The organism is Microcoleus sp. Pol11C2, from assembly GCF_036701505.1.
In the GTDB taxonomy this organism is placed as follows: domain Bacteria; phylum Cyanobacteriota; class Cyanobacteriia; order Cyanobacteriales; family Microcoleaceae; genus Microcoleus.
Genome location: NZ_JAUBQX010000037.1, coordinates 25610 through 37645, shown reverse-complemented (window position 1 = coordinate 37645; position 12036 = coordinate 25610). Strand labels below are relative to the sequence as shown.

General features: G+C 45.5%; 8 protein-coding genes. 5 read left to right on the top strand and 3 right to left on the bottom strand.

What is annotated here, in order from left to right; translation table 11 throughout:
- Positions 1-227 precede the first annotated feature (227 nt).
- The 5 genes from ftsH2 (at position 228) to QUA42_RS19590 (ending at position 7994) form a co-directional block, all read left to right on the top strand.
- Positions 228-2114, top strand: coding sequence for an ATP-dependent zinc metalloprotease FtsH2 (gene ftsH2, locus QUA42_RS19610; protein WP_333139308.1), 1887 nt, complete (start codon positions 228-230; stop codon positions 2112-2114).
- Between the two features lie 133 nt (positions 2115-2247).
- Entirely contained in the window at positions 2248-2658 is a 411-nt protein-coding gene (locus QUA42_RS19605; protein ID WP_333139306.1) for a hypothetical protein, read from the top strand.
- A 138-nt stretch (positions 2659-2796) separates the two neighbouring features.
- Positions 2797-4086, top strand: a complete 1290-nt coding sequence (locus QUA42_RS19600; protein ID WP_333139305.1) for an aminopeptidase P N-terminal domain-containing protein — start codon at positions 2797-2799, stop codon at positions 4084-4086.
- A gap of 125 nt (positions 4087-4211) precedes the next feature.
- Positions 4212-6758 (top strand): PAS domain S-box protein, encoded by a 2547-nt coding sequence (locus QUA42_RS19595; RefSeq protein WP_333139303.1) that lies wholly within the window; start codon positions 4212-4214, stop codon positions 6756-6758.
- Positions 6759-6764: 6 nt separating this feature from the next.
- Positions 6765-7994: an ATP-binding protein gene (locus QUA42_RS19590; RefSeq protein ID WP_333139301.1), complete on the top strand. Its 1230-nt coding sequence runs from the start codon at positions 6765-6767 to the stop codon at positions 7992-7994.
- Positions 7995-8009: 15 nt separating this feature from the next.
- On the opposite strand, the gene QUA42_RS19585 is transcribed toward QUA42_RS19590, so the two are convergent.
- The 3 genes from QUA42_RS19585 to QUA42_RS19575 all read right to left on the bottom strand — a co-directional run bounded on the left by QUA42_RS19585 (position 8010) and on the right by QUA42_RS19575 (position 12036).
- Positions 8010-8591 carry an HAD family hydrolase gene (locus QUA42_RS19585; RefSeq protein WP_333139299.1) on the bottom strand — a complete coding sequence of 194 codons (582 nt, stop codon included), beginning with the start codon at positions 8589-8591 and terminating at the stop codon, positions 8010-8012.
- 104 nt (positions 8592-8695) lie between these two features.
- Positions 8696-9820, bottom strand: a complete 1125-nt coding sequence (locus QUA42_RS19580) for an ATP-binding protein (protein ID WP_333139298.1) — start codon at positions 9818-9820, stop codon at positions 8696-8698.
- The gene (locus tag QUA42_RS19575) at positions 9817-12036 is read right to left on the bottom strand and encodes a WD40 repeat domain-containing protein (protein ID WP_333139296.1); all 2220 of its coding nucleotides are present in this window, start codon (positions 12034-12036) and stop codon (positions 9817-9819) included. The genes QUA42_RS19580 and QUA42_RS19575 overlap by 4 nt, the downstream gene beginning before the upstream one ends.

Here is a 12036-nt window from a genome sequence, read left to right as displayed (position 1 = left end):
ACTCTACCTAGATCGGTATCGAAATCAGCACCAAACATTATATTCGGGACGATCGCCCTTACCGTAACTAACCTAACTTTTTCTGGAGCCATCGTCCTCAAAGCTCTGTTGCCTGAGAGTGCATTGTTAAGTTAAATTTAGTTAAGATTCTGAGTGTAAACTTTTGTCGCACTTCTCCAACACCGCGATCTTACCCGATCTGTCCCCAATTCAAGGCATCCGCATTTATGAAAATTTCTTGGCGAACTATACTACTTTGGACTATACCCGCCTTAGTCATCGGCTTTTTCTTGTGGCAGGGGGCCTTTGCCCCATCCCCCGCTGAAATGAGCAAGAACACCGCCAGCACACGCCTGAGCTACGGTCGATTCTTAGATTACTTAAACGCCGGTCGAGTGACCAGCGTTGACCTTTACGACGGAGGTCGGACGGCTATTGTCCTAGCAGTCGATCCCGAACTGGACAATCACGAGCAGCGGTGGCGGGTAGACTTGCCCTCAAATGCGCCGGAACTGGTTTCTAGGCTCAGAGACTCCAAAATCAGCTTCGACACTCACCCACTACGCAACGACGGCGCTGTCTGGGGACTTTTAGGCAATCTAGTATTTCCCCTCTTGTTAGTAGGAGGCCTGTTTTTCCTCTTCCGCCGCGGTGGCAACGTTCCCGGCGGCCCGGGCCAAGCCATGAACTTTGGCAAATCCAAAGCTCGCTTTCAAATGGAAGCTAAAACAGGCGTACTGTTCGACGACGTAGCAGGCGTTGAGGAAGCCAAAGAAGAACTACAAGAAGTGGTGACATTCCTCAAAAAACCTGAACGCTTCACCGCAGTCGGGGCGAAGATTCCCAAAGGCGTGCTGCTAGTTGGCCCTCCCGGAACCGGTAAAACCCTGCTGGCAAAAGCGATCGCAGGCGAAGCCGGCGTGCCTTTCTTCAGCATCTCCGGTTCGGAATTTGTGGAAATGTTCGTCGGTGTTGGCGCTTCCCGCGTTCGGGACTTGTTCAAGAAAGCGAAAGAAAATGCTCCTTGCATCATCTTTATCGATGAAATCGATGCAGTGGGTCGCCAACGCGGCGCCGGTATCGGTGGCGGTAACGACGAACGGGAACAAACCCTGAACCAATTGCTGACCGAAATGGACGGTTTTGAGGGCAATACTGGCATTATCATCATTGCTGCCACGAACCGCCCTGATGTGCTCGACTCAGCGCTGCTGCGTCCGGGACGTTTTGACCGCCAAGTTAGCGTAGATACGCCGGATATCAAAGGCCGCTTGGAAATTTTGGAAGTTCACGCGCGCAACAAAAAGCTGTCTGCAGAGATTTCTTTGGACGCGATTGCCCGCCGCACTCCTGGTTTTACCGGCGCTGATTTGGCCAACTTGCTCAACGAAGCGGCTATTTTAACAGCGAGACGCCGCAAAGAAGCGATTACCATGCTCGAAGTTGACGATGCAGTCGATCGCGTGGTAGCAGGTATGGAAGGCACTCCTTTGGTGGACAGCAAGAGCAAGCGCTTGATTGCTTACCACGAAATCGGCCACGCGATCGTTGGTACAATCATTCAAGCCCACGATCCAGTTCAAAAAGTTACCTTAGTTCCTCGCGGACAAGCGCGCGGCTTGACTTGGTTCATGCCCAGCGAAGACCAAGGTTTGATTTCTCGATCGCAAATTTTAGCCCGCATTAGCGGTGCCTTGGGTGGCCGCGCAGCCGAAGAAGTAGTTTTCGGCGATGCCGAAGTAACCACCGGTGCCGGCAACGACTTGCAGCAAGTAAGCGGTATGGCGCGCCAAATGGTGACTCGCTATGGGATGTCTACCTTGGGCCCGATCGCCCTGGAAGCTCAGCAAAGCGAAATTTTCCTCGGCCGCGACTACACAGCGCGATCGGAATATTCCGAAGAAATAGCCTCTCGGATTGACGGACAAGTTCGAGCAATTGTCGATCACTGCTACGACGACGCGCGCCGAATTATTCGCGAAAATCGCACCGTGATTGATCGCTTAGTCGATTTGTTGATCGAAAAAGAAACCATCGACGGCGAAGAGTTGCGCCTAATCGTCTCTGAATACACTTTTGTTCCTGAAAAAGAACAATACGTTCCTCAGCTTTAAGACTTGTTTAAAGATTAGGGACACGGCAATGCCGTGTCTTTAAAAAGTAGGGACGCAGCACTATTTCCACGTCCCTACTTTTTTATTAAACTGTCAATAATATTAAACCACCCCTAAACGCCAATTAACGCAGATGACTACTACATTTGCCATACATACTAAGAATTTGTCATTTTTTTTTATAGCAACTTGGATATTTTTTTCACTCAATACTTTGAGCGCCAGCGCCGAAAAATCAAGATGTTTTGTAGATATTTGCATCGACTCCAGCAGCGTTGAATTAAGCAAATCCGATATTCCCGGTGCTCCCTCTTATCCAGTCAGAACTATTTTAGTAACTCAACAGTTTAATAACGATAAATTGTTGGCGCAAATGGAAGTTGACTGCCAGCAACGACAGTTGAGAACTGTCAGAGTTAGCCAAGATGGCGAAAATTGGTCGAATTTCTCTCCGAAATGGACTTTAGTCGATGGCCACTCATCTTTGTCTCGGCTGGTTGACTATACTTGTAAATTGGCGATCGCAGAACAAGAGAATAAATAAGTAGACCAAGAAAAAAAACAGATCACCTATATCTTCAACCCTGGGCTTGCGGGTGCAAGTCTGACAAGCAGCGCTTGAAACCGCCGAATGTTAATATTACACTCAATCTAAAATCTAAAATCTAAAATCTAAAATCGAATGACCAACCCCACCGAATACAGGCAAAGACGTGAACAATTAATGGCAAAAATTGGCAGCGGGACGGCGATATTTCGCAGCGCGCCCGCAGCCGTCATGCACAACGATGTAGAATACGCATACCGACAAGATAGCGATTTTTTCTACTTAACCGGTTTCAATGAAGCTGCGGCGGTAGCAGTGCTGGCGCCACACCACGAAGAACACAAATTTGTGTTGTTTGTGCAGCCAAAAGACTTGGAAAAAGAAACTTGGCACGGTTATCGCGCCGGAGTAGAAGGCGCTAAGGAATTGTACGGCGCGGATGAAGCTTTCCCCATTACGGAACTTGCAGAAAAATTGCCGAAATATTTAGAAAAGGCCGATCGCATATACTATCACTTCGGGCGCGATCGTAGTTTCGACCAAACAGTCCTCAATCACTGGCAGCGCTTGATGGCAACCTACCCAAAACGCGGCACAGGCCCCACAGCAATCGCAGATTCCAACATCATTTTACACCCGATGCGGCTGGTGAAAAGCGAAACTGAATTAGCATTAATGCGAAAAGCGGCTAATATCTCAGTTGCAGCGCACAACCGCGCCCAAGAATTCGCCAAACCCGGCAGATACGAATATGAAATTCAAGCTGAAATAGAACATACTTTTGGCTTAAATGGCTGTACTCCGGCTTACCCTTCTATTGTTGCATCCGGTTACAATTCTTGCGTCCTACACTACATCGAAAACAACCGGCAAATGCAGGAAAACGATTTGTTGCTAATAGATGCCGGTTGTGCTTGCGGGTACTACAACGCCGATATTACTCGCACCTTTCCTGTTAGCGGCAAATTTACAGCCGAACAACAGATAATTTATGACTTAGTTTTGCAAGCACAATTGCAGGCAATTAGTCAAGTATATCCTGGAAATCCTTACAGCAAAATTCACGAAACAGCGGTGCGCGTTTTGGTGGAAGGTTTAATGGATTTAAAACTTTTGGTGGGCGACATTGAAGAGATAATTAAAGAAGAGAAGTACAAGCCATTTTATATGCACCGCACTGGTCATTGGCTGGGATTGGACGTGCACGATGTCGGCGTTTATCAGTACGGCGAAAATCCGCAAGTTTTGCAGGCCGGACAAGTGCTGACGGTGGAACCGGGGATTTATATTTCTCCTTATATTAAACCCGTGGAAGGACAGCCGGAGGTTCCTGAAAAATGGCGCGGGATTGGCGTGAGAATTGAAGATGATGTTTTGGTGACATTTGACAGCCATGAAGTCTTGACGGCGGGAGTTCCTAAATAAAGGTAGAAGGCTTTAGACACAAGTCAAAAAAGATTCTGTCTAATTAAGTTGGCAGTAAAGGCTTGAGCTTTGTTAGTATTAACTTGAAAAAGCTCAAGTCCGCAACTGGCAAACCTAGAGCAATTATGTGTATTGATCCTACCAAGATCGATCGACCTCTCGAAACCTGCGAATCATTAGTAGCAGAGCAAAAAGCAAAAATTCGGCAACTTGAAGAGGATTTGCAGCAGCAGAGAGAATTGTGCCATAAATTAGAAGCACAACTCAAAGCAGTGGAGAATGCGGACTCTTCGGCTTGGGCAACGGAATCGGATATCACCGAGGACGATCGCATTCAGTTAATCGCATCTCTGGAAAAAAGCCAGGAAATGTACCGAACTCTCATCAAACATTATCCCAATGGCTCGGTGTTTTTGTTCGATCGCGATTTGCGCTATACCCTGGTTGACGGTCAAGGTTTGGCAGTAGTTGGTTTGTCAAAAGAACTGTTGGAAGGTAAAACATTGTGGGAAGTATCGCCACCTGAAGATTTGCCACTTTTTGAGACTACATATCGCGCTGCTTTGGCAGGAAAAGAGAATACTTTTGAATATAAATACGGCGGTCGCGTTTATTCAACAACAATTGCTCCCGTCAAAAACGACCGGGAAGAAATTTTTGCCGGCATGGTAGTTACTCAGGATATCACCGAAAAAAAACAGGCAGAAATAGCGCTGCAAGAAATCAAAAATCAGCTAAAAATTAAATATCAAAAGCGCACTGAAGACTTAAAAACAGCCAACACTCAATTGCGGGAAGAAATTATCTATCGCTGGCAGGCCGAAGAAGCTCTGCGAGAAAGCCAGGAACAGCTAGAATTGTTTTTCTCTCAATCTTTAGATGGTTTTTTCTTTATGATGCTGGACGAACCCGTACACTGGGACGATACAGTTGACAAAGAAAAAGTCTTGGATTACATATTTGCTAAGGGGCGGGTAACGAAGGCAAACGATGCTTTGATAGCTCAATACGGAGGTACCAGGGAAGAGTTTATTGGCCGGACGCTTGACTCTTTATTTTCGCACAACTTGACTGGTAGCAGAGAGATAATAAGGCAATTTTTTGAGGCTGGCAGAATTCACATCGAAAATGAAAATCGCAAGTTTGACGGGGTTCCATTTTGGGTAGAAGGCGACTATATTTGCATTTACGATTCCCACAGCAGAATCATGGGCTATTTTGGCGTGCAGCGCGATATTAGCGATCGCAAAAAAACAGAAGCAGCGCTGAAAGAAAGTGAAGAAAGGTTCCGACAGCTAGCAGAAAACATTGAAAGCGTGTTTTGGATGGTAAACGTTCAACCCCAGGAAGTTATTTATATCAGTCCGGGTTACGAAAAGATTTGGGGCAGAAGCTGCGCTGATTTGTATGCTAACGGGCGCTTTTTTGCAGATTCCCTCCATCCAGAAGATCGTGAGCGCGTTATTGCTAATTTAACTAGACAAATTGAGTCTGAAGACGAGATAGAATATCGAATTGTCAGGCCGGACGGCAAAACCTGCTGGATTCGCGATCGGGCTTTTCCGATTAGAAATCACTTTGGTAAAGTTTACCGCATGGTGGGCATTGCAGTAGATATTACCGCACGCAAACAGGCAGAACAAACCATCCGCGAAAGTGAAGTACGCTTCCGCCAGCTAGCAGAAAATATCCAAGATTCCGTCTGGCTAATGTCTGCGGAATTCACCGATTTATTGTATCTGAGTCCAGCTTACGAACAAATCTGGGGGCGCAGTCGCGAAGAATTGTATGCTGATCCATTAAAAATGATGCAGTGGGTGCATCCAGAAGATAAACTCCTGTTGGAAAAGGCAATGGGACGAGTGTTGCAGGGCGAGTCCACCAATACCGAATATCGGATTTTTCTGCCAGACGGCACAATTCGCTGGGTGTGCGATCGAGCTTTTCCCATTTACGACGAATCCGGCAAAATTTACCGCATCGCGGGTATTTGCGAAGATATCAGCGATCGCAAATTTACCGAGACCCGCATCCAAGCAGCACTCCGCGAAAAAGAAGTATTGATCAAAGAAATTCACCACCGAGTCAAAAATAATATGCAGGTAATTTCCAGCCTGCTGCAACTTCAAGCTCAATATATTGAAGACGAACCGACGCTAGCTTTATTTGAAGAAAGCCAGACCCGCATCCATTCAATGGCTCTGATTCACGAGCAATTGTATCAATCCGAACATCTCGATCGCATCGACCTTCCCCCCTACGTCGAAAACTTGGTTGCTAATTTGTATCAATCTTTTGGGTGCGGCAACACTGCTATCAAATTCAATCTTAACCTTGACCCAATTTATTTAAACATAGAAACAGCAATTCCTTGCGGTTTAATTATTAACGAAGTAGTGTCTAATTCCTTAAAATATGCTTTTAGGCAAAGTTTAGCCGGTGAAATTAACATAGAATTTAATGAATTAAGTTCTCAGGAACTTCAATTAATTATTCAAGATAATGGTAGCGGATTCCCGGCTGGTTTCGACGTAAAAAATGCCGAAACATTAGGATTGCGATTAGTGAGAATGTTGTCGTGCCAATTAGAGGCGAGTATTGCAATTGACAGTCAGTGTGGAACCTGCTACACTCTAATTTTTAAAGAGTTAAATTATCGGCGACGCATTTAAGGAAAAATGAACCCTATAAAAATTTTGGTGGTCGAAGACGAAGTTATTGTAGCGCAAGACATAGCAGGCCGATTAAAAAAACTGGGGTATGCAGTAACAGCTACAGTTTCTTCAGGAGAAGAAGCAATTCAAAAAGCTCTAGAAAACCCGCCAGATTTAGTGTTGATGGATATCGTGCTTAAAGGTGAGATAGACGGGGTAACAGCGGCAGAAAAAATCCGAACTAATAGGAATGTGCCGACAGTATTTTTAACAGCTTATGCCGACGATAAAACGCTGCAAAGAGCGAAACTTACAGACCCACTCGGTTATATTATCAAACCATTTCAACAAAATGATTTGCGGGTGGCGATCGAGATTGCCCTGCACAGACACGAAATCGAAACCAAGATGCGAGAATCTCTCAAAGCCGCGGAAGCAGTTAAAGAGTCAGTGGAAGAAAAATCGCACCGCCAAAACCAGTATATTTCAATGGCCGCTCACGAATTGCGGAATCCCCTCAACGCGATTTTAATTTCTGCGGAACTTCTGGATCTCGATCGAACTCGCAGCAGTGACGAATCCCAAGTTAGAACCCTGCGGCTGGTGCACTCAGCTACCCAGAAGATGAACCAGCTAATCGACGATATGCTGTTCATGGGTCGAGCAGAAGCAGGTCAACTCAAATGCAATCCATTACCGATAAATTTAGTCGAATTTTGTCAAGATTTGCTCGGTCAATTGCAGTTAGGAAATGAAGCCAAGCACAAACTAACATTAATCCCGTCAGATGTTACCAGTGCAATATTAGATCAACAATTGCTGCATGGCATTCTCTCCAATTTAATCGTCAACGCCATCAAATATTCTCCCAACGGCGGGCAAGTCACCTTGGAATTGGAATACCGTCAAGCAGGTCAGGGAGACAAAGAAGCTATTTTCTGCTTATCTCCTCAGTGTTTGTTTGGCAATTCCCAATTTACAAATATTAACTCTCCCTCACTAATTCTGCGTATTCGAGACGAAGGTATCGGCATCCCAGAAACTGAAGTAGGGAAAATATTTGAAATGTTTTACCGCTGCAAGAATACGGGAAAGATTAAAGGTAACGGTTTGGGATTAACAATTGTTAAAAAAGCTGTGGAATTGCAAGGAGGCGCGATCGCCTGCGAAAGCAAAATGGGCGTGGGTACAACCTTCACAGTCGCGCTTCCTTACGTAGCACTTTCCTGTAAGACTCAACGAGAAACAAGTTAAATGCCACTACAAAGACTAATCAAAGTGTTGCAAAATCCACTCCACAGCCACCGCTAAATTTGCTGCAATAAAATCCGGTTTAGTATGGTGCTGATACTCCCCACTCAACACACTTTCCCCGTAACCAGTCTGCACCAAAATACCAGTACAGCCGGCATTGTGAGCCATATCAACATCAGTCGCTTTATCCCCGACCATAAAACTATTTCGCAAATCTAAATCCTGTTCCCAAGCGGCCGCTACCAACATCCCTGTATTTGGTTTTCGCCACGTTGTATATCGCGTGAATTCTGGGTTGGTTCCGCCTTCGGCTGCGCTTAAATAAGGACAGTAATAAAGAGCATCTAACTTGGCTCCTGCTTCATTTTCTAATAGCTGACAAAGGCGTTTGTGCAAAGCTTCTACGTGGCTGACTGGATAATAACCCCTCGCCGGGCCGGATTGATTGGAAACCAAACAGCAAAATATTTGTTTGTCATTTAAACGGCGTACAGCTTGGGCTACTCCGGGGATTAAATGCAAGTCTTCTACTTTGTGGATGTAGCCGGCTTCGATATTGAGAACGCCATCTCTGTCAAGAAATACTGCTCGTTTCATTGTTGTACTATATTTGATATAACTTGGCGATTGAAATCGCGTCTACATAAACAAAGTCTGCCTGCGCGGACTGAAGAGAAGAAATGCAAGTCTAGGTAAACTCGTCATTCTAAAAGAGATTGTTTTTCCAGCCATTCGCGGAAGCTGGCATGATACAAACCATAGCAAATTTCTCCTCCAATTTCTTGTTTATTGAAGAACTCGATCCAATTGTCTAACGCTTTTTCAACATCGTATTCATCCTGATCAATTATATTGGATATCGCACTTACAGATAAACTTGCTGTTGATTGTACCAAAACATTCAGTACAGACAACTCGATCGCCGATAAGCCATCACCTCTCATCCGCAGCCAGTGGTTTTGATAATACGCTGCTAAACCGGGAGGAAGTTCAGAGACAAGTGAGGACTCCCCCAGATTAGCATCGGGGTGTGAATTCTCGTTAATGGCAGGTAACATCTGACTCAGATACATGAAATTGTTTTCGCTGAGAGTGGCGAGTTGGTGGCCCAATTCCGGTGCAGTTAAATCCGGTGCGGTTGATAGGTATTGCTGAATGTAGTTAAGGGCATCTTCGCGATTTTGGGCGGGATAATCTCTTAAATCGAGGGTTTGAGAGGGGGTTTCAATTAACAAACCGGATTTCTCTCTCAAAAACGGGCGGCGGGCGAGGATAAAATAAGTACGATCGCCCAAATATCTCGGCAGGTAAAACAGATTGGTACTGGGAGGCTGACTCGTGCGGGCGATCGCATCTACAGAATCAATGACTATTATCAACTTTTGGCGATCGTTTAATTTATCGCTAATTTGCTGAAGCAACAAAGACAAAAACCAACTCCCATCATCGGATTCGAGATTTTGAATTTGAGATTTGAGCTTGAGGATTTCGGATGTTTCCCCATTGGCCGCAAGGTATTTGTCAATCAGTTGAGTGCAGACAGAAGCGAGAAAATCTTCAGCTCGATTTTTGCCCTCAACTGCAGCGTTGTAATAGATACTGCGAGGATGGGCCCTGACATATTGGGCGAGGATGGAACTTTTGCCGCAGCCGGGAGTGCCGACAATTGTGAAATAACCGCGGCTGTGGGAGTCCAGAAAGTCGGAAATCGCAGAAAAAATAAACTTGCGACCTGCAAAATTCTCGGTTTTTTCTCGCAGGAGTTGCTGAAATTCTTTTGGGTAAGCAGCGGTAGAGATGGGAGTTGACAGAGGTGAGGAATTCATGTTAGTGCCTCCACCCCTTCTAGGCGCAGAAAATATACGCGACCGGATTCTTCGCCTACCACAATTGTGACTCCATCGGGTGCAATAGCGCAAGAGGCGATCGGATTTTCGCTCATGAAACTAGCAATGATATTTCCAGTTGTTAAATCCCAGACTTTGAGGGTGTTGTCTCTTGAACCAGAAATTACCCGCTTGCCATCAGCAGTGACGGCTACTGCATATACCGAATTGCTATGATCTTTGAGTTTCTTTCCAGTTGTTAAATCCCAGACTCTGATGGTGTTGTCCAAAGAACCAGAAATTGCCCGCTTGCCATCAGCAGTGACAGCTACTGCATTTACCCAGTTATTGTGACCTTCGAGAGTAAACTGTTCCTTTCCAGTTGTTAAATCCCAGACTTTGATGGTCTTGTCGGATGAACCAGAAATCGCCCGCTTGCCATCATCCGTGACGGCTACTGCATTTACCCAGTCGCTGTGACCTTCGAGGGTAAACAGTTCATCTCCAGTTGTTAAATCCCAGACTTTGATACAGTTGTGATCTGAACCAGAAATTGCCCGCTTCCCATCGGGAGTGATGGCGACTGCTTTTACCAAATTGCTGCGACCTTTGAAAGTAAATTCTTCCTTTCCAGTTGTTAAATCCCAGATTTTGATGCTGTTGTCATCTGAACCAGAAATTGCCCGCTTCCCATCAGCAGTGATGGCTACTGCATTTACCCAGTTGCTGTGACCTTCGAGAGTAAACGGTTCCTTTTGAGTTGTTAAATCCCAGACTTTGAGGGTGTTGTCCCACGAACCAGAAATTGCCCGCTTACCATCAGCAGTGACAGCTACTGCATTTACCCAGTGGCTGTGACCTTTGAAAGTAAATAGTTCATCTCCAGTTGTTAAATCCCAGACTTTGATGGTGGTGTCCAAAGAACCAGAAATTGCCCGCTGACCATCAGCAGTGACGACTACTGCATTTACTGAGTCGCTGTGACCTTCGAGAGTAAACTCTTCCTTTCCAGTGGTTAAATCCCAAACTTTGAGGGTGTTGTCCCACGAACCAGAAATTGCCCGCTGGCCATCAGCAGTGACGGCTACTGCATTTACCAAGTCGCTATGACCTCTGAGAGTAAATAGTTCCTTTCGAGTTGTTAAATCCCAGACTTTGATGGTTTTGTCGGATGAACCAGAAATTACCAACTTGCCATCAGCAGTGACGGCTACTGCATTTACTGAGTTGCTGTGACCTTTGAGAGTAAACTCTTCCTTTCCAGTGGTTAAATCCCATACTTTGAGGGTTTTGTCTCTTGAACCAGATATCGACCGTTTGCCATCAGCAGTGACGGCTACTGAATTTACTGAGTTGCTATGACCATTGAGAGTAAATTCTTCTTTTCCAGTTGTTAAATCCCAGACTTTAAGGGTGTGGTCAAAAGAACCAAAAATTGTCCGCTTGCCATCAGCAGTGACTGCTACTGAATTTACTGAGTTGCTATGACCTTTGAGAGTAAACAGTTCCTTTCCAATGGTTAAATCCCAGACTTTGAGGGTGTTGTCCCACGAACCAGAAATTGCCCGCTTGCCATCGGCAGTGACGGCTACTGCATTGACTGAGTTTCTATGACCTGTGAGAGTAAACTGTTCCTTTCCAGTTGTTAAATCCCAGACTTTGAGAGTGTTGTCTCCTGAACCTGAAATTGCCTGCTTGCCATGAGCAATGACAGCGACTGCATTTACCGAGTTGCTGTGACCTTCAATGGTGCGTAGCAATCCCCTTCGAGGGGGAGTTAAACAGGGTGTCAAAGGACGCAACCAAGCTGCTGCTTTCCACTGCTTTGCCACCTCCAGCATTGCCTGAATCGGAGGCATTTCAAAGTACAGTAAGCGACCTAACAATTGCCCTGCCAGTTGCGTCCGATCTCGAACCCAAATATGTGCCGACAACCTGAGTGTCCTTTGAATCAAGTTGAGGGATTTCGCTTTTTCTGAGTTGTATTCTGGGTGAGTTAATGATTCTGAAGCGCCAACCAAATCGAAATCATCAATCAGTGCCTGCCCCCCAAACTCTGGATGCTGAATCTTTGCTATCAGAAAGTTAAAATCAGTCAGTGTTTGATAATACTTTTGTAAATTCCCGGACTTAACATAATTTGGCAGTAAGCTGCCCAGATAAGCACGTTGATATGAAAGTGGTTTGGCCGCTAACTTGTCAGCAAATTCTCCCAT

Coding starts and splice junctions, on each gene's coding strand:
- QUA42_RS19605 (WP_333139306.1), top strand. CDS start 2,248: ATGACTACTACATTTGCCATACATACTAAGAATTTGTCATTTTTTTTT.
- QUA42_RS19590 (WP_333139301.1), top strand. CDS start 6,765: ATGAACCCTATAAAAATTTTGGTGGTCGAAGACGAAGTTATTGTAGCG.
- ftsH2 (WP_333139308.1), top strand. CDS start 228: ATGAAAATTTCTTGGCGAACTATACTACTTTGGACTATACCCGCCTTA.
- QUA42_RS19595 (WP_333139303.1), top strand. CDS start 4,212: ATGTGTATTGATCCTACCAAGATCGATCGACCTCTCGAAACCTGCGAA.
- QUA42_RS19580 (WP_333139298.1), bottom strand. CDS start 9,820: ATGAATTCCTCACCTCTGTCAACTCCCATCTCTACCGCTGCTTACCCA.
- QUA42_RS19585 (WP_333139299.1), bottom strand. CDS start 8,591: ATGAAACGAGCAGTATTTCTTGACAGAGATGGCGTTCTCAATATCGAA.
- QUA42_RS19575 (WP_333139296.1), bottom strand. CDS start 12,036: ATGGGAGAATTTGCTGACAAGTTAGCGGCCAAACCACTTTCATATCAA.
- QUA42_RS19600 (WP_333139305.1), top strand. CDS start 2,797: ATGACCAACCCCACCGAATACAGGCAAAGACGTGAACAATTAATGGCA.